Annotated in this window: 20 protein-coding genes; 11 read left to right on the top strand and 9 right to left on the bottom strand. The window is 50.6% G+C overall.

Translation table 11 applies throughout. From position 1 onward, the window contains the following. Positions 1-70: 70 nt before the first annotated feature. Positions 71-1,069 carry a zinc-binding dehydrogenase gene (locus BW972_RS11015; RefSeq protein WP_007653421.1) on the bottom strand — a complete coding sequence of 333 codons (999 nt, stop codon included), beginning with the start codon at positions 1,067-1,069 and terminating at the stop codon, positions 71-73. A 127-nt stretch (positions 1,070-1,196) separates the two neighbouring features. Here BW972_RS11015 and BW972_RS11010 point away from each other — a divergent pair, with 127 nt between their 5' ends. Further along, on the top strand, positions 1,197-1,700 hold the full coding sequence (locus BW972_RS11010; RefSeq protein ID WP_076422177.1) for a GNAT family N-acetyltransferase: 504 nt from the start codon (positions 1,197-1,199) through the stop codon (positions 1,698-1,700). Between the two features lie 55 nt (positions 1,701-1,755). Here the strand turns inward: BW972_RS11010 and BW972_RS11005 are convergent, their stop codons facing one another. Further along, on the bottom strand, positions 1,756-2,988 hold the full coding sequence (locus BW972_RS11005; RefSeq protein WP_076422176.1) for a S8 family serine peptidase: 1,233 nt from the start codon (positions 2,986-2,988) through the stop codon (positions 1,756-1,758). A gap of 418 nt (positions 2,989-3,406) precedes the next feature. On the opposite strand from BW972_RS11005, the gene BW972_RS11000 reads away from it, so the two are divergent. Beyond that, positions 3,407-4,174, top strand: a complete 768-nt coding sequence (locus BW972_RS11000; RefSeq protein WP_083674148.1) for a peptidylprolyl isomerase — start codon at positions 3,407-3,409, stop codon at positions 4,172-4,174. A gap of 78 nt (positions 4,175-4,252) precedes the next feature. On the opposite strand, the gene BW972_RS10995 is transcribed toward BW972_RS11000, so the two are convergent. Beyond that, positions 4,253-6,724, bottom strand: a complete 2,472-nt coding sequence (locus BW972_RS10995) for a S9 family peptidase (protein ID WP_076422175.1) — start codon at positions 6,722-6,724, stop codon at positions 4,253-4,255. 281 nt (positions 6,725-7,005) lie between these two features. On the opposite strand from BW972_RS10995, the gene BW972_RS10990 reads away from it, so the two are divergent. After that, positions 7,006-7,422 (top strand): STAS/SEC14 domain-containing protein, encoded by a 417-nt coding sequence (locus BW972_RS10990; protein ID WP_076422174.1) that lies wholly within the window; start codon positions 7,006-7,008, stop codon positions 7,420-7,422. Between the two features lie 79 nt (positions 7,423-7,501). Continuing rightward, positions 7,502-7,786, top strand: coding sequence for a (2Fe-2S) ferredoxin domain-containing protein (locus BW972_RS10985; RefSeq protein WP_007653412.1), 285 nt, complete (start codon positions 7,502-7,504; stop codon positions 7,784-7,786). 143 nt (positions 7,787-7,929) lie between these two features. On the opposite strand, the gene BW972_RS10980 is transcribed toward BW972_RS10985, so the two are convergent. Both BW972_RS10980 and BW972_RS10975 read right to left on the bottom strand, forming a co-directional pair. Next, entirely contained in the window at positions 7,930-8,466 is a 537-nt protein-coding gene (locus BW972_RS10980; RefSeq protein WP_007653409.1) for a ferritin, read from the bottom strand. Between the two features lie 186 nt (positions 8,467-8,652). Beyond that, a complete protein-coding gene (locus tag BW972_RS10975; RefSeq protein ID WP_007653405.1) occupies positions 8,653-9,036 on the bottom strand; it encodes a hypothetical protein in 384 nt (127 codons plus the stop codon). Positions 9,037-9,147: 111 nt separating this feature from the next. On the opposite strand from BW972_RS10975, the gene BW972_RS10970 reads away from it, so the two are divergent. Next, positions 9,148-9,522, top strand: coding sequence for a cupin domain-containing protein (locus BW972_RS10970; RefSeq protein WP_076422173.1), 375 nt, complete (start codon positions 9,148-9,150; stop codon positions 9,520-9,522). A 32-nt stretch (positions 9,523-9,554) separates the two neighbouring features. On the opposite strand, the gene BW972_RS10965 is transcribed toward BW972_RS10970, so the two are convergent. From BW972_RS10965 to BW972_RS10955, 3 genes are all read right to left on the bottom strand, one after another. Beyond that, on the bottom strand, positions 9,555-10,589 hold the full coding sequence (locus BW972_RS10965; RefSeq protein WP_076422172.1) for a hypothetical protein: 1,035 nt from the start codon (positions 10,587-10,589) through the stop codon (positions 9,555-9,557). A gap of 271 nt (positions 10,590-10,860) precedes the next feature. Continuing rightward, entirely contained in the window at positions 10,861-11,598 is a 738-nt protein-coding gene (locus tag BW972_RS10960; RefSeq protein WP_076422171.1) for a LytR/AlgR family response regulator transcription factor, read from the bottom strand. 137 nt (positions 11,599-11,735) lie between these two features. Next, positions 11,736-12,845, bottom strand: a complete 1,110-nt coding sequence (locus BW972_RS10955; protein ID WP_076422170.1) for a sensor histidine kinase — start codon at positions 12,843-12,845, stop codon at positions 11,736-11,738. A gap of 521 nt (positions 12,846-13,366) precedes the next feature. Here BW972_RS10955 and BW972_RS10945 point away from each other — a divergent pair. The 3 genes from BW972_RS10945 to BW972_RS10935 are packed head-to-tail and all read left to right on the top strand — an operon-like array spanning position 13,367 to position 15,454. Continuing rightward, positions 13,367-14,434: a DUF5700 domain-containing putative Zn-dependent protease gene (locus tag BW972_RS10945; RefSeq protein ID WP_076422168.1), complete on the top strand. Its 1,068-nt coding sequence runs from the start codon at positions 13,367-13,369 to the stop codon at positions 14,432-14,434. 7 nt (positions 14,435-14,441) lie between these two features. Next, positions 14,442-14,873 carry a hypothetical protein gene (locus BW972_RS10940; protein ID WP_076422450.1) on the top strand — a complete coding sequence of 144 codons (432 nt, stop codon included), beginning with the start codon at positions 14,442-14,444 and terminating at the stop codon, positions 14,871-14,873. Between the two features lie 17 nt (positions 14,874-14,890). Beyond that, on the top strand, positions 14,891-15,454 hold the full coding sequence (locus BW972_RS10935; protein ID WP_076422167.1) for a glycosyl-4,4'-diaponeurosporenoate acyltransferase CrtO family protein: 564 nt from the start codon (positions 14,891-14,893) through the stop codon (positions 15,452-15,454). 56 nt (positions 15,455-15,510) lie between these two features. On the opposite strand, the gene BW972_RS10930 is transcribed toward BW972_RS10935, so the two are convergent. Further along, positions 15,511-15,846 carry an MGMT family protein gene (locus BW972_RS10930; protein ID WP_076422166.1) on the bottom strand — a complete coding sequence of 112 codons (336 nt, stop codon included), beginning with the start codon at positions 15,844-15,846 and terminating at the stop codon, positions 15,511-15,513. A 214-nt stretch (positions 15,847-16,060) separates the two neighbouring features. Between BW972_RS10930 and BW972_RS10925 the strand changes: the two genes are divergently transcribed. The 3 genes from BW972_RS10925 to BW972_RS10915 all read left to right on the top strand — a co-directional run bounded on the left by BW972_RS10925 (position 16,061) and on the right by BW972_RS10915 (position 21,734). Then, complete coding sequence (locus BW972_RS10925; RefSeq protein WP_007653386.1) at positions 16,061-17,149, top strand: efflux RND transporter periplasmic adaptor subunit; 1,089 nt, start codon at positions 16,061-16,063, stop codon at positions 17,147-17,149. Between the two features lie 79 nt (positions 17,150-17,228). Beyond that, entirely contained in the window at positions 17,229-20,345 is a 3,117-nt protein-coding gene (locus tag BW972_RS10920) for an efflux RND transporter permease subunit (RefSeq protein WP_076422165.1), read from the top strand. 54 nt (positions 20,346-20,399) lie between these two features. Beyond that, positions 20,400-21,734, top strand: a complete 1,335-nt coding sequence (locus tag BW972_RS10915; RefSeq protein WP_076422164.1) for a TolC family protein — start codon at positions 20,400-20,402, stop codon at positions 21,732-21,734. Positions 21,735-21,769 lie beyond the last annotated feature (35 nt).

Here is a 21,769-nt window from a genome sequence, read left to right as displayed (position 1 = left end):
CGGGATGACAGAAAAGTTGAGAAGACAGGTATAACTCAGCTCGAAGTGCGGTTGGTGATTGTGAAAAAAACTAACTTACTTTCACCACGATCTTGCCAAACTGCTTGCCGGCTTCCATGTAGCGCATGGCCTGTTCGGTTTCTTCCAGCGGGAACACGATATCCACAACTGGTTTCACTTTCTTCTCTTCTACAAAAGCGATCATTTCAGCGAAGTCCTGGTTAGTGCCCATCGTGCTGCCGTGTATGGCGAGTTGTTTCCAGAATATTTCAGCCGGGTTGATCTGCCCGATCATACCGGTCGTGCCGCCGTAAATACCGATGCGGCCGCCTGGCTTGGCCAGCTTCACAAGTTGTACAAAGCCTTCGCCTGCAGCTCCGTCAATGCCCACATCGAATCCGCCTACTTCGGCCTTTAGCTCCTTGCCCCAATTCTCTTTTTTATAATTGATGCCGCCAGTCGCACCCAGCTCCTTGGCCTTTTCGATTTTCTCGTCTGATCCGGATGTCACCCATACCTCTGCGCCTGCCGCTACGGCAAACTGCACCGCAAACAGCGCCACCCCGCCACCAGCACCCGTGATCAGCACCCGCTCACTGGCTTTGAGTCCGCACTTGGTAAACATAGCACGATAGGCCGTCACACCTGCCAGTGGCAGCGCTGCCGCTTCCTCAAAACTCAGATGTGCTGGCTTGCGGTGCAGGTTAGAAGCTTTTACTTTCACGTACTCGGCAAAAGTTCCGTCCTGCGGCATACCCAGCACTTTGTAATCTCTACCATGCGCATGCGGATTATCGCCCCAGTCTGTTGAAGGATCGATCACAACCTCCTGCCCTATCCAGCTTTGGTCCACACCCTCCCCTACTTCCGTCACGATACCGGCACCGTCCGATCCTAAGATGGCTGGGTAATCTTTGGTGAAATAACGGCCATACTGTATCCAGACGTCGCGGTGGTTCAGGGCGGCGGCTTTCACCTGCACGATGGCTTCACCGGGACCGGCAGTGGGTGTTTCTTTCTCTATCAGCACAAATGGGCTGTTGATAGCTTCGAGGTAGATGGCTCTCATAGTATTTGGTTTAAGGGTATGTACAAAGTTAAAACTTCTGCTTTAAGCTGAAAACCTACCGGAGCAGGCATTGGCTTTTTATACGGGAGCGCCTATCTTCGTTGTCCATACAGCAACATCACAGCGCATGAAAAGCAAGTTTAGCATACGGGAAGCAACCACAGCCGACATACCCACCATTCACCGTTTAGCCGAAGCCATCTGGGAGCCTACTTACCGGTCTATACTTTCGCGGCAGCAGATTGACTGCATGTTCCAAGTAATCTATACCCATGAAGCCCTCAAGCGACAAATGGAGGAGAACCAGACCTTTATTATACTGTACGACGGTGCTCAACCCATAGGCTTTGCGGCTTATTCCCTTAAGGAGCCCGATGGACCGGTTTACAAGCTCAACAAGATATACCTACTCCCAGCACGGCAGGGTGAGGGACTAGGCAAGCAGTTGCTTGATGCAGTAGAAGAGCGTGTCGAGAAAGCCGGCGCCCGCTACCTGGACCTGAATGTGAACAAATACAACAAAGCAAAAGCTTTTTATGAGCGTTGCGGCTACCAGGTGCACCTCGAAGAAGACATTCCGATCGGCCCTTACTGGATGAATGATTATGTGATGCGCAAACAACTGACATAAAAAAACGGGCAGCCTTACAGCTGCCCGTTTCAATTCACCTTAATTAACAGTCGGATTATTTAATGGCAATTGGATCTGGATTTCCGTCTGGGTCATTCTTCACAGTGCCACTAGTTTTAAGTGGACCGTGCAACAAAAGACCTGCTACGTGCGGAGAAGCCATAGACGTACCGCTGATCGTGTTATAGCCACCGTTCATCCAGGTAGAGTTGATGCTCACACCAGGTGCGCATACGTCCACTGGCGGGTTGCCATAGTTAGAGAAGCTCGCCCATGAATCAGAAGAGTTCATGGCAGAAACCGTGTAGATGTTGGCATGGTTAGCACGGGCTGGAGATGAGTTGCTGGCGTGCGTAGACTCGTTACCGGCAGCAAGCGCAAACTTGATACCTTTGCTAGCCGCAGCAACTACTGCATCATCAAGCGCCTGAGAAACCGGGCCTCCCAAGCTCATGTTGGCTACGTCGCCAGACTGAGCAGCTGAAGCCACGTAGTCAACACCGCCAATTACGCCAGAATAAGAACCGCTACCACGTGAGTCAAGTACTTTTACAGCAACAACAGTGGCGCCATGCGCTACACCGATCACACCAATGGAGTTATCAAGAGCGGCAATAGTACCAGCTACGTGTGTTCCGTGACCGTTGCCATCGTCAGCTGAGTTTGCATCCTTACCGGAAGTAAAGAACGTTCTGCTGCGGTTAACATCTACGTTCAGGTCTGGGTGGTCTAAGTCAATACCAGAGTCAATTACCCAAGCAGTTTTGCCGGTAGCATCACCATAGCCTACACGTGCAATACCGTATGGTACAGTCTGGCCTGTAGAGCCACCGCCGCCACCTGGTCCCTTACCTGAAGGGGGTGCCAGCATTACAATTCTGTCTGGCTCGATGTAAGCCACACGGCTATCGCGGCGAAGCGCATCCACCTGGTCATCGGTTAGTCTTGCAGCCATACCCAGGATCGCTTGGCCGTAAGCCTGCTCAATAGTTGCGTTGGCAATACCATTGGAAGCAAGCAGCTCCTGGCCCATTTCGCGCACCGCGCCTACACGCTCAGCATAGGTAGCAGTACCATCCAGGCGCAGGTTGGCATCTTTCTTAAATACAACAATGTACTGCCCCTTGATAATAGCTCCATTCTGGGTAGAGGTCTGTAAGTTCTCTGCTACTTCGGTGGCTTCAGGAGCCTCAGAGTCGCAAGAAGTGAATGAAACTGCGGCAGTAGAGAGAGCTGCCCCAAATAGCACAGAACGCAGTACGTTCTTAACGCGTAAGGTGTTTTTCATACGTGTAAAATAGTTAGGTTAGTTAAAGTTTTAAGGTTTATTATAAGGATAGTGAAAGCCAAACTATTAAATAGGATTTTTATATCCAAATAAAAGTATAATTTTTTTTAATGTTTTTTTCTAAAATGCACTTGACACTATCTTCAGGCTGCACGTTGTTACAACATCCAAATTGCACTGAAATCAGGCGGTAATTTCTTGTATAAACAGCAATTTGAACGCTTTTCAACAGATATAAGCTATTCGCTATTCTTGGGGGCGGCTTTATACGAAACTCTAAACACAAGGTTTACATTCACAAAGCACTATCTTTAAAAAGTTTAATTTTAATAGATTTTTAACAACAATACAGTACAATTTTATTTGCACTTTATAATAGCGTTTTGCTATATTAACAGAAGCACTAACCCTATCCCTTATGAAATACTCAAAAAAAGCATTCATCTCTTCACCTCTCCTGTGGGTGATCGCACTTTTTTTGGGAATGGCAGCTTGCCAGCCCAAAACAGAAGAGCAGGCTACTGCTGAGGAACGTGAAACCACCACAGAATCGAAGCTCGAACCGCTCACATCTGAAAATGTAGTGGAGGTACTGACAGCTTATGAAAAAGAGCATCCTGACAGCCTGATTCTCATCAGCACCCGCCACGGCGATATTAAGTTGCGCCTATACCCTGAGACGCCACTGCACCGCGCCAACTTTGTGCGTCTCACCAAAGCGGGCTTCTATGACCAGGGAGAGTTTTACCGTGTCGTAAAGGGCTTTGCCGTACAGGGCGGCGACTCCGATAACCGCACCATGAAGCAGGGCGCCTACAAGATTCCACAGGAGTTCAACCCGAACTACATCCACAAGCGTGGCGCCTTAGCCATGGCACGTTACGGCGACGAACGTAATCCGGAGAAGGAGTCATCTTCACATAACTTCTACATCACACTAGGTGAGCCCAGAACGTTACAGGAATTACGGGCTTATGAAGCGCAGCATAATATAAAGTATACACCGCAGCAGATCGAGCTCTATACCACCATCGGCGGTGAGCCGGCGCTGGACCAGGAGTATACGGTGTTCGGAGAAGTGATAGAGGGTATGGATGTGATTGACAAAATAGCCGAAGAGCCGGTAGACGGACAAAAATGGCCGCTTACCATTGTGCCGCACAAGATCAAAACAATCGAGCAATAGGTAACACCTGAACAAGGTATAAACAGAACGCCCCGACCTGTATGGCCGGGGCGTTCTGTTTATAGGTATGCCTATAACTTATTGCACCTGACGGTTCTTCACGTAGGTGTTCAGCCAGGTATCCATTTCCCACAGCATGTGCAGGATAGATTCACGGGCGGCGTATCCGTGGCTTTCGTGCGGCAGGAACACCAGACGGGTCGTGGCCCCGTGCCCTTTCAGCGCATTGTAGAAACGCTCACTCTGGATCGGGAAGGTACCAGAGTTGTTGTCTGCCTCACCGTGGATGAGCAGGATCGGTGTTTTTACTTTGTGCGCGGCAGAGAAAGGAGACATGCGGTTGTATACCTCCGGGGCCTGCCAGTAAGTACGCTCCTCCTGCTGGAAACCAAATGGCGTCAGGGTACGGTTGTAAGCGCCGCTTCGGGCTATACCTGCGGCAAACAGATCAGAGTGGGCCAGCAGGTTGCCTGTCATGAAAGCACCGTACGAGTGACCGCCCACGGCAATGCGCTTCGGATCGGCCACGCCCATGCTCACTGTTTTATCGATAGCGGCCTTCGCGCTGGCAACCAGCTGCTCTACATAGGTGTCATTTGGCTGGGCATCTCCCTCGCCCACAATCGGGAAGTCGGTGCGGTCAAGTACGGCATAGCCTTGCGTCACCCAGAACAGCGGTGAACCGGAACTGATGCGGGTAAACTCGTAAGGAGAGCTCTTTACCTGCCCGGCAGCCGCTGCGTTCTTGAACTCACGCGGGTAAGCCCACATCAGCATCGGCAGTGGGCCGCTTCCTTTCTTGTAATCCTTCGGCAGGTATAGCACAGCCGTCAGCTTCACGCCGTCGTTACGCTCGTACTGCAGCAATTCTTTCTGCACACCTTCCAGCTGCGGATACGGGTGCGGGAACTTCGTCACTTGCGTCAGCTGCTTCTTGTTCAGGTCGCGCACAAAGTAATTCGGCACTTCCTGCTCTGATTCGCGGCGGGTGATGATACGCTTGCTGTTCAGGTCGATGATATCCACCGGACGCTCATAGTAAGGAGCCTCGGAGCGGAACAGGATCTTCGCTTTTTTAGATTTCAGGTTAAACTCACTCAGGAACGGACGGTTGCCCTCAGGAGAGCCGCCTTCACTGATCATGTAGATGTTGTCGCCCTTTTTGTCGGTTAGCAGCACACTGCGACCATACTGGTTCTTGGTATAAACCGGGCTGCCTGGGTCGCTATAGCCGTCCTCGTAAGAGCGCTCGATCAGTACCGTGCCAGCCTGCACCGGTTTAGCAGAATTTACACGCACGACACGCTCGGTGCGGGTCTTCCACAGACGCTCGTTCACCAGGGCCAGGTCATTGTTGCCCCACTGCACGCCACGGTAGCGGTATTTGGTACCGGCAAGTTTCGTTGGCTTTCCGGCAAAAGGAGCATCGAGCATAAACACGATATCGCGCTCGGCCACTTCTTTGCTGGCATCGCCACCGTCCTGCGCTTCTACCCAGTATAAGGTGGCAGGCTTGTCTGGGCGCCAGTTGTAGCTGCGCGGGCCTTTGGCTACGTTGTCAAAACCGATCGGAATATCTTCGGCTAGTGGCAGTTGCGCCAGTTGCTTCACCACTTTGCCGTCACGGCCCCATACCTCTACATTGTAAGGGAAATAGTAATGCGGCACCAGGTATGAGTAAGGTTTCTGAATCGTTTCCACGAGCAGGTACTGTCCGTCCGGCGACACATCGGCGCTCTTGATGATGCCGGCCTGTCCCACGTTTTGCTGCTTACCATCCAGACTCACCAGCTTGAGCTGGGTTTGCATGTAGTAGTCGAACAGCTGCTCGTCGTACTTGTTTTTGAGCAGATCCTGATAGGTACGCGAAGGATTAGCCTTGCCGATGTTCTCCTGAATGTTAGGACCGGTCGGCACCAGGTTGGCTTTTGGCATTTCGCCGCGTTTCTCGTCCACAAACTTCACCAGCAGCGATTTACTGTCCGGCATCCACGAAAATGGACGACCGCTGTAGGCATCATTAAGGCTGGCTTCTGTCAGTTTGCGAGCCTGCCGGTCGGCTATACTTGCCACCCACAGTTCTATGCCGTTGGCCTTGGTGAAGGTGAAGGCAATCTGCTTTTCGTCGGGCGACCAGGTCACATATGAGATCTGAGCGTTCTGCGGAATCCCGCTTACCTCGAACTCCTGCCCGCCATTCACCTGCTTCAGCTTGATGTTGTTGATGAACGAGGCACGGCTCTGGCCGTTTGTGGCGGGGTTGATGCGCAGACCAGCCAGACGGCTTTCGGGCTGTGCCAGTTCTTCAATACTAGGGTAACCGGCCCGCTCGAGCAGCAGCATCCAATCGCCTTTTGAGTTGATACTCACACCCGGCGTAGATGGTGCGTCGATGATAGAGGCGATGGCCTCAGGTGGTCGCTGATAGCCGGTGGTGGCTTGGTTGCCGCCCTGCGCCAAAGCGACAGGAGCCGGGGAACCTGCTAATAGCAACAGGCTCAACAACGAAGCAGCCAGTCGCTTCGAGGTTCTCAGAGTCTTGATGTGCATGATTCTTTTAAGGTTAAGATAGGTTAGATGTGCGATTAGACAATAAGCGTATCCGAAGGTTTAACTTACTACTGTTATCAGAGAAACACTACTGTTTGATTCTTTTTTTGCTCACCCTCAGGCGCATACTTTCCCTTCTCCCATATCATAGCATGAAGTACTCCCGTATGAAAAAAGCAGCCGTCCTGTATAGTTTCCCGATTTCGAACTTCAGGAAAGCTACTCCTTGAGTTGTTTTGGTTATATTGCATCTGGCTATACCTGGACAAAGCTATCTACCCATGAAATTACAGGAGCTTAAATCTTCTACAGGCAAGACTTATCTGACCATCCATTACGATGAGCAAAACAAGTGGGTCTACAATGATTGGATCGGCTACGTAACCCCTGAAAACGTGAAGCAGGGTAGCCTTGCCGTACTGGAAGCTATAAAGCAGCACAGCGCCGGCTGCGGACTGAATGATAACCGTCACCTGGTGGGGCGCTGGGATGACTCTGTAGAATGGATTGAGGACGTGTGGATACCTGCCGCCGCAGAAGCCGGCCTGCAGTACTATGCGCACGTAGCGAATGAAGATGCTTTTGCAGCCGCCTCTTCGTCGAATATGCTTAGTCGGGTGCAAGGCCGGTTTGAGATGCGTATATTTGGGGATATCGATGAGGCACGCGAGTGGCTTACAGCCTGCCAACAAAAATGAACGGAAGGTATACAGCTTCACGTACATGAACTATTTCACAGCTATTCCTCTTTAAGAAGAATACAATTCACACGTATACATGAGCAAAGGATTCAACGTACCAGACAAAGTGATTTACGTCTGCACGGGTAGTAAATGCAAGAAAAAGGGTGGCAAAGATATTGGCAAGACGCTGCGCAACATGATTAAAGAGATGGGACTTAAAGGCCAGGTAGAAGTGGTAAAGACTGAATGCACTGACCGCTGCGACTTTGCCCCTGTTATGAGCTTTCAACCGGATAATGTGTGGCTGCACCATACCACCGAAGAACAAGCTACTCAAACGTTCAAGGAGCATATTTTAAAATCAGACAAGGAGGCATAAGGGACTCTACTGCCAAAAGCCCTTTGCAACAGGTATAGCTACTTAAACTTATATCTTGTACTGACTGCTAAGGTATAGGGCACACAAACAAAAAAAGCCTTTGGAGCGAATCCAAAGGCTTTTGCTTTTTATAGCGGGGTTAATTAATCCTCGTAAGTGTCTTCGTACGTGATCTTGGGCACACGCTTGTCGATCTCGTACTGGCCTGTTCCCTCCTCGCCTATCACATCGAATAGCTCGAGCGCACGACGGGCCACATACTCTTCCTCAATCTGCTCTTTCAGGAACCATTGCAGAAACGTGAAAGTCACAAAGTCCTTTGACTTCATGCACTTGTCGGCCATGCGGTTGAACGACTGCGTCACGGCGATCTCCTGCTGCAGGGCCTGCTCAAACACGCTTCTGAAAGAATCGAATTCGATCTGAATGCCGGAAATGTCCGGGGAAACGGCACGGCCCCCCATATCAGACACATACTTGAAAAGTCGCAGCATGTGCTCACGCTCCTCGTCAGACTGCTTCTTGAAATAGCCAGCACTGAAGTCGAAGCCGTTGCGGTCGCACCAGGCCGACATGGCCAGGTACATAGACGAAGCCTCAGCCTCCATTTTGATCTGTTCGTTGAGTATTCTCTCTATTTCTTCGGTCAGCGAAGTTCTTAGCCTTAGTAAATCCTTCATAGGTATAGGGGTGTTTTTCGTTCTAAATCCGGGGCACACTTTATGCAAAGCATGCGTCCTTTATTTCTACCATTAAGGTAAGTATAATGTTCTGAAAATGGGTGTACGGAATGAAATATGGAAGAAGTCTAAATAAAAAAAGCACAGCTTGGGGCTGTGCTTACTGGTATAGCTTGTGTTGTGATGCTAGGCTTCGAGCGGCGTCAGGCACTCGTGCAGCATGCGGTTCAGCTCCAGGCTAAACTTGGCTCCTTCCAGCAGATCGCGCAGGGCATACAGCTCCGTCAGCGACAGGATAAAGCAGCGCTCACAGCCGCACACAGCCACGATCTCGTAATCAGAGGAGCGGGAAGGGTTAGCGGCCATCTGCTCCAGGTCAATGCTGGCAACAGCTTGCTTCAAACGCAGAAAAGTGTCTACCTTGAGCACGTTTAGCGCACCGGCGAAGTACAGCATCAGGCGGTTTCTGCGATCGCACTGGAATACCGCTCCGGCTTCGTTTGCATAGATCTCGACCATTTCAGTGGCTGCTGTCATCATCTCCCCGGGCTTTGCTGTAGCTGCTATCATGGTAGTGGCGCTTGTTGTCTTATTTTGAATGACACAAAGGTAAGCCCTATTTAGAATCAGTCCAAATAAATTTAAATGATATTCATCACCTCTATCTAAAACAGGTACAGCATGAACCAGAAAATTGAAAAAGTAAACCTGGCGGAGAAGTTCGCCCTGATACCCGACCATTGGAATCCGCGCATTGCCGGGGAGCTGAACGGGCAGCAGGTGAAGCTGGCCAAGTTCAAGGGCGCTTTTGACTGGCACCACCACGAGCACGAAGACGAGCTGTTCCTGGTCGTGAAAGGCAGTTTCGATATGGAGTTTCGGGACAGGACGGTTACAGTGCGGCCTGGTGAGTTTCTGATCGTGCCCCGTGGTGTAGAGCACCGGCCAGTAGCGCATGACGAAGCAGAAGTGCTGCTCTTTGAGCCCGCCTCCACTGTCAATACCGGCAACCTGACCGACAGCGAGCGCACACGTACCAATCTGGAGCGGCTTTAATTTTAGGTATTAGCGAAGATCAGGTATAGGCTTTACCTGATCTTCGCCTTCTTCATGATAGTTTTGAGGTTGAGCCGCACCAGGTCACCCATACCCTCGCATTTAAGAAACTCATCTGACTTGTGGTGCTGGGCGAGTTCCTGCTTCAGCTGCTCTATCTTTTCAGGTGTGGAAATGGTATCGCCGCGCATACAGTCGATCAGGTCTTTGAGGCGGTAGCGGGCTGTGCGCAGGCGCCGGAAAATAAGTGTGCGCTCCTCGTTCTGGTACTGCTTGATCACATCCGGTTTCAGCAGCGTGAGTACCAGGTCCACGATCACGTTATTGTCTTTAAAGAACTGCGGCAGGTACATCGACTTGCGCCCTTCATAGGATTGCTGGTCAAAGTCGATGGGACGCACACGGTACTGCTCATCCTCAAAGTCAGGTGTGATATCCACTACATAATTATAGGAGCGCATATCGCCGAGCAGTCGCACGAAGCATCGTTCGTTAAACTTCACAAACTCCTTGGCAATCCGCACCTTGTTTGTGCCCTTTCTGTTCAGGTACTCCTTTATAAAGAGGTCGCCCGGTATGCCTGCAATATGCTCCTCGATCAGTGTATCGCCATCCACAAGGTAGTTGATGCGGTTTGGTGACAGAATATACTCCAGCTCCAGGCCATAAATGCGGGAGGCATCGGCACGCTTCACATAAAAGTAGTCGTAGTTGTCATTGAGCTGGTTCATGATCTGCACCCGGAAGGGGTTGGAGTTGCCAAAGGTGCAGTAGTCGACCCGGGACACGTACAGGTGCTCCATTACTGACATATCGCCATCAGTTTTGAGCAGGGCATAGATCTGCGTGAGCCCCTTACTCAACTCCGCCTGCTCCTGCTGGTCAAACATGATCGTCTCCCAAAGCGTGTCGTGGCCCTTCTTGTCATAGTAAGGGAAAGAGTCGGTATAATGGATCAGGTCTTCGTAGCGCACCGGCAGCTTAGTCTCCCGGTCGTACTCGTGCAGGTAGTGGCGCAGGCAAGTAGCAATGGGGTAAAACAGCTTCTTTTTAGAGATGGAGTTCAAGGGAGTTTAGGAGTTAGAGAGTTTGGGAGTTTAAGAGTTCAGGAAATTAGCGTTAGAGAATATATTCTCTGATGAGACTTTACGGGAAAGGCAAAGATTATGCTGCGGGTTAAGGTATAGAAGTTATGCCACTTTCGCTATACCTGGCCTTTTCAACACAGGCAGTAAAATGAAGTATATGACATTCCGCCGCTTCAAAGCTTATACCTACAACGAGAGTTCCTAAACTCCTAAACCCTCAAACTCCTCAACTTTCTAACTCCCAAACTCTCTAACTCTCCAGCAGGTTGTTTTGCCCGAGCACTTGCAGCACTTCGTTTTTGTAGAGGCGTCCGATCGGTATTTCGGCTTTGCCTACCTCCACGGTAGTGGCGGAGAAGGCCTGTACCTTATCTAGGGAGATGATGAAGGAACGATGGATGCGCAGGAACTTGTCGGTGGGTAGCTTCTCCTCCAGGAACGAGATCTTCTGGTAAGAGATGATCTCTTTTGTGTCGGTCTTCACCCGGATGTAGTCTTTCAGGCTCTCGATGTAAAGAATATCGGCCAGCATCACCTTCACCATTTTTTTGTCAGCTTTCAGGTAGATGAAGGCTTCCTTGTAGTCCGGTTCGGTTTGTGCTATACCTGAAATCGGGGTAGCTATACCTTTAGGCTCAGCGGGTGTCACCTTGGCCATGGCTTTCAGGAAGCGGTCGAAGGCGATGGGCTTGAGCAGGTAGTCCACAGCGTTGAGCTCATAGCTGTCGAGGGCGTAGTCGCGGTAGGCGGTGGTAAAGATCACCTTAGGAGGATTGGGCAGCGACTTGAGAAAATCTATACCTGTGAGCTTAGGCATCTGGATGTCGAGGAACATCAGGTCGATGTGCTCATTCTGCAGGCAATTATAGGCCTCCACGGCATTGCTGCAGCGGCAAACCAGCTCCAGGTTATCGAGGCGTTCTACAAAGGTCTCCAGCACATCCAGCGCCAGGGGCTCGTCGTCTACTATCAGGCAGCGTAGTTTCATGTTCTATTCAGGTATGGCACAAGATAAGTTGTCGTGGGCCTTTGATTTTTCCTTACTGTATTAAGCTGTATACGCAAACGTTAACCCACCTCTGACCCCTCTTGGGAAGGGAAGTGGTAGGCAACCGCTCAAAAATCTTACCCTTCCCCTAAATCCAGTTCCAGGCGCACGGCATAGCTCTCCGGCTCGTCCTCTACTTCAAGGCTATACCTGTTTTCGTAAAGCAGCTCCAAACGCCGGCGCACGTTCTTCAGGCCTATACCTGACGCAAAATCCCGGTTGCTTCCACTCGCTTTTTCACCGCATTTGCAGTTCTCAACCAGCACAGCCAGTGTATTACCTTGCACTTTCACGTCTATCCGTATCCAGGCATTTTCGGTTTCGGTGCTCACGCCGTGCTTAAAGGCATTCTCCACAAAAGGTAGCAGCATCATGGGCGCGATTTGCTTGCCAGCTATACCTCCCGACTCGGTGTAGGCGATATCCACACGGTCGCCGTAGCGGATGCGCTCCAGGGCAATGTAGTTTTGAATGTAGTTCAGTTCCTTCTCCAGCGGCACCTTGGCAGCTGCGGCGTCATAGAGCATGTAATCCATCAGGCCCGACAGCTTCAGCACCACCTCCGGCGCATTTTCGGATTTGCGGAGCGTAAGCGAGTACAGACTATTAAGCGTATTAAACAGGAAGTGCGGGTGGATCTGCCCCTTTAGGAATTTGAGCTCAGCCTCGAGCTTGTCCTGCGCCAGCGACTGTGTGGCCTGCTGGTCACGGTACCAGTTTTTGAGCAGGTAGATCGTCGCTGTGATCGACACCAGGTAACCCAGGTTCACGATGTTGCGCACAAAGCGGTAGAGCGTCAGGTTGTCGTTGGTACAGGTGGTGGGACAGATGAGGGGGTGAATGAGCAGCGGCATCAGCACAAACTGCATCAGGATGCCAATGGCCCCCATCATCAGGAGCAGGTATACGGCGAATTCCATGTAGCGCTGCTGCAGCAGGTATTGCGGCATCAGGAAGTACATGTTAAAGTAAACCAGCAGCATCTTGAACGGCAGCTCAATGAGCTCGATCATGAAGGCATTATAGTAGTCGTCGATGTAGCTACCGTATAGCAAGCCGAAAAAGCAAACATATACCGCCCAGAAAAGCAGGTGCAGCAGCAGCCTGTTCTGGGTGATGTTGCGCACATCCGGCAGACTCCACCCCTTTACCTCCAGTTCACGCGCTGCGTTCAATTTTACTTCCATGCTGCAAAGTTACGTTTTCTGCACATCAAGTCCCTAACCGATAGGCGCTTTTAGACGAGCGGCTATACCTGCCACCCGAAGTGCAGCCATGATGCCGTGTACAGCCTGCGGGGTGCTATACCTGCTGTAAGGGTACCTGAAACGGTCGCTTGTCTAAAAGTTAAAATTGTAAGCTAAGGAGTGTCTATACTTGCATCACTATCGGGGAAGACAGAAGCCCCTTAGTGCTGCATAGAGATTTCTGTAGGCTATGAAAATAGCCGCTGTCGGGGATGTAGTTTCCCAGCCTCCACCGGCGGCAATTTTTGTTAGAGTGGTAAAAGGCGCTGCCGTAAGGTGGTGCCTTTTTCTTTTTCAGGGTATAAGCTTTGTCAAAATTATCCATATATTAGTGCAATGCTATACTGCCTGAACCGGTAATGCTTAAACATCTCTGCAATACGCCATACATAGCCCAGATAGTTAGGAGTAGATATAGCTGCTGGCAGATAGTAACCCAACACAATCACTCAAACTTTCACATGAAAACACTCCTTACCCTACTAATCTTACTCACCAGCAGCTGTTTTGCCAAGGCCCAGAAGATAGACGCCGAGGCGGCAACCCGCTATTTCGAACTGACCGATAGTCTCCGTCAAGGCAAAAGGGTAAGCGATGAGCTTTGGAAAAATTTCCTCAGCCTTGAAGGCAACAATCAGTACATTCAAAATCACGCTTATAACGAGAAATACCTCAACCGCTTTCGCAAAGATCTGGAGGTGGTGTACATGCCGCAGCACGATAGTTTGTTGCAGCAGCGGCTGAAGGATCCACGGCAACATTACAACACCTACCTGATTCATTTTTACAAAGCAAACGAACCAGAGCTAAGAGATTATCTGCAAAATATACTCAATGATCAGGATGCTTACCTTGCTTCGCTCTACGTTGAGACCTACTCTATGCTCCCAAAGCGCATGCACACTACAAACCCAAAGCTGACATTATACTTTAACGCCCTGGGCAACGATGCAGTGGCTAATCATGGTAACGTGGTGCTGACCCTATGGGGAACCTATGTGTATGATCGGGAGAAATACGGTATTCTGGGTGGCCATGAACTCCACCACGCAGTCAGAAAGCAGAAGAAATATGTGGTGGCTGAGAAAGACGAAAGTCTGGTACAAATGCTGCAGCTATTGCTGAACGAAGGATCTCCTGACCTGATTGACAAGCACTACACGATGGCAGAAAGCGTACCCGAGGATATGCGGTATGGAGGATACATTTTGGAACTCGGTGAAAAACAGCTTCCAAAGGTAGACGAAGCCATACGCGAGATAGCGGCAGGTACCAAAACTTACAGCACCTCAGAGCTGAAACAGCAGGTAATTGGAATGAGCGGCCATATACCCGGCTTTTACATGGCCGATGTGATCGCACGCAACGGGTTGAAGAAGAAGCTTATCGCTAACATCGATGATCCGTTTCAGTTTGTATACCTGTATAACAAAGCTGCTAAAAAGGACAAAACGAAGCCCATGCTATTTTCTGAGGAGACAATTGCGTACCTGAAGCAAGTAGAAGCAAGCGCAAAACGACAGAACTAACATGCATATGAAACAACTTAACTTATTGCTCCTCCTGCTCCTCCCCTTTTTGTTTGCCTGCAAAGACGAATGCGAAGGGATAGACTGCCTGTCTGAAGAAGCTTTTGCCTTTACAATTAAGTCTGCGGAAAACGGAGAGGACCTGCTGTTTGGCAGCAACGCACAGTTAAACCAGGAGGATGTGGAAGTTTACTACATGCAGAACGGCGCCAGGCAAGCTGCTCCGTTTAAATTTGAGGCTAACTACGTAGTAGTTGCGTTGACTCCGGAAGTGACAGCCTATTACATTACCGCCTTAGACCAGACAGACACGATCAGGCTTGCCGTCTCCAGCACCGGACCAACAGAGTGCTGCCCACGCACGCAAAAAGTAGAAGACCTCACCGTAAATAACCAGCCCCCAAATCAGGACAGTTGGGTGATTACGCTGATAAGATAAATCCGTTAAATGTCCCCATGTTTAAGTACCTGAGCACTTTCTTTATCTTACTGTTTGCGACTGGCTCTATACTGGTTGTAGCCTACCTGCTGGGCGTTTCTTCCTTTTCATTTGCCTGGGTACTTAACTTCCTGCTGATGATGGGCGTGTCGTCGCTCATGCAAACTTTTAAACCAAAACTGACAGCTGCTTATTTCGATGGCAAAAACTGGGAAAGGAATGGCAGGGTATACAGCTGGCTGGGCGTCAATACCTTTAGGAAGATACTGGTTTGGGTAGGCTGGGAGAAGCTTCACAAAGCTGCCAACCCCGTTAAGAAGGACCTGCAGGCATTAAAGAAGCTTGAATACAATACCCGGCAATCTGAATTCGGGCACTTAGTCATCTTTTTCATCGTACTGGCAAGCGCTGCCTGGGTAGCCTTATACTATGGAATAAAGCAGTCGCTATGGCTGATGTCTCTGAATGTGATCCTGAACCTATACCCCATCCTGGTGCAGCGTTACAACCGTCCCCGGCTGCAAAGGGCAATTAAAGTCCGTGAGCTGAGTCCCTCTGCCAATGTGGGTGCCATGCAATAGTCAGACCCTTCCCTATCTGGCAACTCCCAAACTCTCCAACTCATCAACTCCCAAACTTACAACAGTTCTTTCGCCGGGTCCCAGAACAGCTTCTCAAACTCCACTACCTGGTCATTCTCCACCTTCACTCCCTCCTGTTCCAGGCGCTCCTGCATGGCATTGGAAGCTTCGAAGTGCTGCTTGCCCGTCAGCATACCTACCCGGTTCACAACACGGTGCGCAGGTATAGCGGCAAAGGGCTGCGAGGCGATGAGCGCCCAACCGACCATGCGGGCAGACCCTTTTGAGCCCAGGTAGCTGGCAATGGCCCCGTAAGAGGTCACCCGCCCCTCCGGGATCAGTTTAACCACCTCATACACATCCTCAAAAAAGTTTTTCTTGCTGTCGCTCATGCCTTTGTGCAATTTCTTTTAATCTCATTTTAAACCTCTGAAGCCGCCGTTTGTCTTACAATAGTGCCTGTTGGTAGAGTTCAACTACCACATGCTTTATTATACCATGATAAGCATGTAAATTTAGTCGTTTTTCGCTATTGTCTATACGTTAAATACAAACCGTAATTTTTACCTTTGAGGTTAGATCACCTTAATCGAAGTTTAAACTTAAATGAACAAAACTGTCAAAACAATCCTTCTCCTGGTAGTAGCCGCTGTTGTGGGTTACCTGCTATACAACAAAGTATTTTCTGGTAACGAACAAGCACAGGCAAGCGGTCCTGGTGGCGGCCCTATGGCCCAGAAGGTGGCCGTGGACGTGTTCGTAGTCTCCCCTACCGCTTTCCAGAACAAGATTACCTCTACCGGCTCCGTTATACCGAACGAAGATGTGGAGTTGCGCAGCGAAATTTCAGGTCGCGTAACGGCTATCAACTTCAAAGAAGGCGCTCAGGTGAAAAAAGGACAGTTGCTCATGACCGTGAACGACGCAGACCTGCGCGCCCAACTGGCCAAGTTACAGTCTAACCAGAAGCTGTACCAGGACATGGAAGAGCGTCAGCGCACCCTGCTCGAAAAAGAATACATCAGCCGTCAGGAGTACGACCAGGTGAGCAATCAGCTGGCTACTGCCACAGCAGACATCCAGGCGCTGAGAGCAACATTGGACAAAGCCTATGTACGTGCCCCTTTTGACGGTGTGATCGGTTTGCGCCAGGTGAGTGAAGGCAGTTATGTTACCCCAACCTCCCCTGTGGCCCGCATTGTGGATATCAGCCCTGTTAAAATCGACTTTTCTATACCTGGCCGCTACAGCCAGTCCGTAAAAGTAGGCGATAAGATCACTTTTACCTCCGAAGGCAGTGCAGAGCAATATGAGGCCAGCATTTATGCCATACAACCGAATATCGACCCGGCGACACGCACCCTGCAGTTGCGTGCCCTGTACGAGAACAAGAACCAGGAGATAAAGCCCGGTGCTTTCGTGAAGGTGAGCCTTAGCCTGGAAGACATGGACGAGGCTATCCTGATCCCTACAGAGTCAATCATACCGGAGGCAACGGGCCACAAAATTTTCCTGGCCAAAGGCGGGAAGGCCCAGCCTAAAATGGTGAAGATTGGCCAACGCTCCGAAACGCTGATTCAGATCATCGAAGGAGTAGAGCCCGGTGACACCATCATCAGCTCGGGTATATTGCAGACACGCCCTGGTTCTGACTTAAACATCAGAAGAGTAGTAACATCTGGAGATGCACAATAACGCCTTTAGTAGCGTTAGCATGAGTGAGGAAGGGATGAACCTTTGTTCTGTTTCCCGGTCTGTTTAGTAAAAGACAATTATGGCAAGTTTATCAAATATAAGTATTAAGCGCCCGGTGCTCGCCATCGTGATGAGCATCACGATCATCGTGTTCGGTATCATCGGTATCACCTACCTGGGCGTGCGTGAGTACCCAAGCGTGGACCCGCCAATCGTGAACGTATCGACCAGTTATGCCGGTGCTAATGCCGAAACGATTGAATCAGAGATCACAGAGCCGCTTGAGGAGTCTATCAACGGTATTGCAGGTATACGCACGCTTACCTCGTCGAGCAGCGAGGGCAACAGTAACATTACAGTCGAGTTTGACCTGGGCGTAGACCTGGAGGCCGCCGCCAATGACGTGCGCGACCGCGTGTCAAGAGCGCAGCGCCGATTGCCGGAAGATGCTGAGCCTCCTACCGTATCCAAAGCCGACGCGGATGCCAACCCGATTATCTTCCTGGGTATACGCAGCGAAACCCGTTCCCTGCTGGACTTGTCTGACATCGGTCAGAACGTGTTCAAAGAGCAGTTGCAGACAATACCGGGTGTGAGTGCCATTAACATCTGGGGTGACAAGCGCTACTCTATGCGCCTCTGGATGGACCCTGACAAGCTTTCTGCGCTACAAGTTACTCCATTGGAAGTTCGCGATGCACTAGCCCGCCAGAACGTGGAACTGCCATCGGGCAGCATCGAGGGCGCTACAACGGAGCTCTCGGTGAGAACCATGGGCCGTATCTCTACGCCAGAAGAATTTAACAACCTGGTGGTACGCGAAGATGCTAACCGCCTGATTCGCTTCCGCGACATTGGCTATGCGCAGCTGTCCCCTGAAAACGAAAAAACGGTATTGCGCTACAACGGCGTACCGATGATCGGTGTCGTGATCATCCCGCAGCCAGGCACCAACCAGGTGGAGATTGCCGACGAATTTTACCGCCGACTGGAGTTCATCAAAAAAGACATCCCGGAAGACCTGGAACTGACCATTGGCTTTGATAACTCGAAATATGTAAGGGCCTCCATTGCCGAGGTGAAGGAAACGATCTTTATCGCCTTCGGTCTGGTAGTGGTGATCATCTTCCTTTTCCTGCGCGACTGGCGCTCGACCATCATTCCGGTGGTGGCTATACCTGTTTCGCTCATCGGCGCCTTCTTCATCATGTATTTGATGAACTTCTCTATCAACGTGCTTACTCTGCTGGGTATCGTACTGGCCATTGGTCTGGTGGTGGATGATGCCATCGTAATGCTGGAGAATATTTACTCCCGTATAGAGGACGGGCAGGAACCGATGAAGGCAGCGAAGAAAGGTGCCAGTGAAATCTACTTTGCCATTATCTCCACGACCATTGCCCTGGCAGCTGTATTTATGCCGGTTGCCTTCCTTGAAGACACGACCGGCCGTCTCTTCCGTGAATTTGGTATCGTGGTGGCAGGCTCTGTAATTATTTCCTCCTTCGTGTCGCTGACGCTGACCCCGATGATGTCGTCGCGCATGCTGAAGCACCGTGACAGACCAAACTGGTTCTACCGCAAAACAGAGCCTTTCTTCGCCGGCTTGACCAATGCCTACAGAAGCAGTCTGAACAGTTTCCTGACCTACCGTTGGGTGGCCTTTGTACTGGTTATCCTGTCTGCCGGTATCATTTGGTGGCAGTTCTCCACCATGCGTTCTGAGTTGACGCCGGATGAAGACAGAAGCGGCCTTCGTATTCAAACTACTGGTCCTGAAGGAGCTTCCTTCGAGTTTATGGACAGGTATATGAACGAGCTTTCTGCCTTGGTGAATGACTCGGTGCAGGGCATCAGCAGTATGACCACCATGACGCGTAACTCTAACTCAGGTTTCATACGTCTCCGCCTGGTAGACCCTCAAGACCGTACGAAATCGCAGCAGCAAATTGTAGAGGAACTTCCTGGCTTGCTTAACCAAATACCGGGTGCCCGTGCCTTCGCTGCCGGTGACAAAGGCTTGGGAGGTGGACGAGGTGCCGGTCAGCCGGTATCTTATGTAGTGCAGGCCCAGAGCATGGCCAAGTTGCGCGAAATTATTCCTCCTTTCCTGGAAGCAGCACGCCAGAGTCCGGAATTCAACTTTGTGGATGTAAACCTGAAGTTTAACAAACCAGAACTCCGCGTTGAGATAGACCGTGAGAAAGCCCTGTCGATGGGTGTGAGCGTGCGCGATGTGGCCCAGACCATGCAGCTTGGCCTGAGCGGTCAGCGCTTCGGTTACTTTGTGCGCGGTGGTAAGCAGTACCAGATCTTAGGACAGGTAGCACGTGAGAATCGCAGTGAACCTCTCGACCTGCGCAGCCTTTACGTGAAAAACAACGCCGGTGAACTGATCCAGCTAGACAACCTGATCGAGCTGAAAGAAGAAAGTTCATCGCCACAGATCTACCGCTTCAACCGTTTTGCCGCGGCTACTTTCAGCGCTACGCTGAATAAAGGCTATACCATCGGCGATGGTATAGAGGCTATGGATGTTATCGCGAAGGATGTACTGGACGAGACTTTCCAGACTTCCCTGACCGGTCAGTCGAGAGACTTCCAGGAGAGCTCGGGCAGCTTGATGTTTGCCTTCTTATTAGCACTCGGCCTGATATACCTGGCACTGGCAGCACAGTTCGAAAGCTTCCGTGACCCGATCATCATCATGTTCACGGTGCCGCTTGCCTTGGCAGGAGCTTTGTTGAGTTTATGGTATTTCGATCAGACACTGAACATCTTCAGCCAGATCGGTATGATCATGCTTGTGGGTCTGGTAACGAAGAACGGTATCCTGCTGGTAGAATTTGCCAACCAGAAGAAGGAACAGGGGCTGACCAAGCTGGAAGCAGCCAGAGAAGCCGCCGTATCCCGTTTCCGCCCTATCCTGATGACGAGTTTGTCTACGATCCTGGGTACCTTGCCAATTGCACTGGCATTGGGTGCCGGTTCTGAAAGCCGTGTTTCCATGGGTATAGCTGTGGTGGGTGGTCTGATCTTCGCCACCGGTCTGACGCTTTACATCATTCCGGCTATCTATTCTTTCTTCTCATCTGCGGAGGCGAATCTTGCCCTGATGTCGGACAAAGACGAAGAGGAAGAGTTAGAACGCAGAAAAGAGCGCAAGCAGGACAGAGAGCCGGTTCTGAGCAAATAATATCTAAAAATCTAATCTTTGACGCTAAGATTTAAACTTTTGCATTCAAATATAATGTCCCCACTTAGAGCTGCAGCGCTGTTCCTTTTAGGAGTAGTGCTGCTCTTCCCTAACAAACTTGCCGCACAGGAGCAGCTTTCGCTGCAGGATGCGATTCGCATTGGGCTTCAAAACAACTATGACATCCAGATCGCCACCCGGCAGGAGGCCATCGCAGAAAACAACGTAACCCGTGGCAATGCTGGTTTTCTTCCGAATGTGGATGCTCGCGGCGGCCGCACCTTTAGTGAGAACAACTCCCGCCAGTCCTTTCAGACAGGTCCGGACCGTACCCGTAACGGCGCCAGCTCCAACAACATCAACGGAAGTATCAACCTGAACTGGACCATCTTCGACGGCATGGGTATGTTCATCAACTACGAGCGGCTGAAGGCACTCGAGAAGTCTGGCATCTTGTTTACCCGCGAGACAGTGCAAAACACACTTGCCGCTATTTCTGACAACTATTTTGAGGTAGTACGCCAGTCACAGAAGATGCAGGCCATAGAAGATGCCATTGCCATCTCGCAGGCGCGGGTGGACATAGCCCAGGCACAGTACGAGGTGGGTGTGAGCGCCAAAGTAGAGATCTTGCGCGCGCAGGTAGATTTTAACACAGACCGATCAGAACTGCTGGTGCAGCAGGAAGCGCTGCAGAATGCAAAGATCAACCTGAACCAACTGCTCAGCCGCGACCCGGATATCGATTTTGTTGTAACAGACTCGATCGTAGTAGACCCAAACCTGAGCTATAAGAATACGGATGCAGGTATGCTGGCCAACAACCCATTGCTGGAGCGTCTGAAAATTAACCGGGAGATTGCCAATCTGGATATCAAGGCAGTTCGCGCCAGTCGTTTCCCTGTGATCGGTGTGGTAGGTGCCTATAACTTCAACCGCTCAGAAAACGAACCTCTGAATGAATTCTCGCCCCTGTTTAACCAGAACCGTGGCTATAACTATGGCCTGAGTGTGAGCCTGCCAATCTTCAACGGGCTTAACATCAACCGGATGGCACAGAACGCCCGCATCAACCTGGAGTCTGCCAACCTGGAGTATCAACGTCAGCAGAACCTGCTGGATGCCTCATTGGCCAGAGCATATAGCCAGTACAGCAACAGACTACAGCTGCTGCAACTGGAGGAAACAAACCTGAAACTGGCACAGGAGAATGCCGCCATTGCCCTGGAGCGCTATCGTCTGGGTCTTTTGACGGCTATTGAGCTACGGGAGGCGCAGCGTAACCAACTTGTAGCAGAAAACCGACTGATCGATATCCAATTCCAGGCAAAGGCTGCTGAAACTGAACTGAAACGCATCAGCAGCACACTGCTGCAGGACAGTAATTGATGATCATACCTTTAGGTATATATTGTAACCATCAG

It is taken from the genome of Pontibacter lucknowensis (genome assembly GCF_900156415.1).
GTDB lineage: Bacteria > Bacteroidota > Bacteroidia > Cytophagales > Hymenobacteraceae > Pontibacter > Pontibacter lucknowensis.
The sequence above is the reverse complement of the archived record's forward strand: the minus strand, read 5'-3'. Positions and strand labels throughout refer to the sequence as shown.

What these genes read in the sequence shown, in the direction of transcription:
- BW972_RS10945 (WP_076422168.1), top strand. Translation starts at nt 13,367, where the DNA reads ATGAAAACACTCCTTACCCTACTAATCTTACTCACCAGCAGCTGTTTT.
- BW972_RS10980 (WP_007653409.1), bottom strand. Translation starts at nt 8,466, where the DNA reads ATGAAGGATTTACTAAGGCTAAGAACTTCGCTGACCGAAGAAATAGAG.
- BW972_RS10990 (WP_076422174.1), top strand. Translation starts at nt 7,006, where the DNA reads ATGAAATTACAGGAGCTTAAATCTTCTACAGGCAAGACTTATCTGACC.
- BW972_RS11015 (WP_007653421.1), bottom strand. Translation starts at nt 1,069, where the DNA reads ATGAGAGCCATCTACCTCGAAGCTATCAACAGCCCATTTGTGCTGATA.
- BW972_RS10935 (WP_076422167.1), top strand. Translation starts at nt 14,891, where the DNA reads ATGTTTAAGTACCTGAGCACTTTCTTTATCTTACTGTTTGCGACTGGC.
- BW972_RS10975 (WP_007653405.1), bottom strand. Translation starts at nt 9,036, where the DNA reads ATGATAGCAGCTACAGCAAAGCCCGGGGAGATGATGACAGCAGCCACT.
- BW972_RS11010 (WP_076422177.1), top strand. Translation starts at nt 1,197, where the DNA reads ATGAAAAGCAAGTTTAGCATACGGGAAGCAACCACAGCCGACATACCC.
- BW972_RS10955 (WP_076422170.1), bottom strand. Translation starts at nt 12,845, where the DNA reads ATGGAAGTAAAATTGAACGCAGCGCGTGAACTGGAGGTAAAGGGGTGG.
- BW972_RS10970 (WP_076422173.1), top strand. Translation starts at nt 9,148, where the DNA reads ATGAACCAGAAAATTGAAAAAGTAAACCTGGCGGAGAAGTTCGCCCTG.
- BW972_RS10960 (WP_076422171.1), bottom strand. Translation starts at nt 11,598, where the DNA reads ATGAAACTACGCTGCCTGATAGTAGACGACGAGCCCCTGGCGCTGGAT.
- BW972_RS10985 (WP_007653412.1), top strand. Translation starts at nt 7,502, where the DNA reads ATGAGCAAAGGATTCAACGTACCAGACAAAGTGATTTACGTCTGCACG.
- BW972_RS10915 (WP_076422164.1), top strand. Translation starts at nt 20,400, where the DNA reads ATGTCCCCACTTAGAGCTGCAGCGCTGTTCCTTTTAGGAGTAGTGCTG.
- BW972_RS10940 (WP_076422450.1), top strand. Translation starts at nt 14,442, where the DNA reads ATGAAACAACTTAACTTATTGCTCCTCCTGCTCCTCCCCTTTTTGTTT.
- BW972_RS10920 (WP_076422165.1), top strand. Translation starts at nt 17,229, where the DNA reads ATGGCAAGTTTATCAAATATAAGTATTAAGCGCCCGGTGCTCGCCATC.
- BW972_RS11005 (WP_076422176.1), bottom strand. Translation starts at nt 2,988, where the DNA reads ATGAAAAACACCTTACGCGTTAAGAACGTACTGCGTTCTGTGCTATTT.
- BW972_RS10925 (WP_007653386.1), top strand. Translation starts at nt 16,061, where the DNA reads ATGAACAAAACTGTCAAAACAATCCTTCTCCTGGTAGTAGCCGCTGTT.
- BW972_RS10995 (WP_076422175.1), bottom strand. Translation starts at nt 6,724, where the DNA reads ATGCACATCAAGACTCTGAGAACCTCGAAGCGACTGGCTGCTTCGTTG.
- BW972_RS10930 (WP_076422166.1), bottom strand. Translation starts at nt 15,846, where the DNA reads ATGAGCGACAGCAAGAAAAACTTTTTTGAGGATGTGTATGAGGTGGTT.
- BW972_RS11000 (WP_083674148.1), top strand. Translation starts at nt 3,407, where the DNA reads ATGAAATACTCAAAAAAAGCATTCATCTCTTCACCTCTCCTGTGGGTG.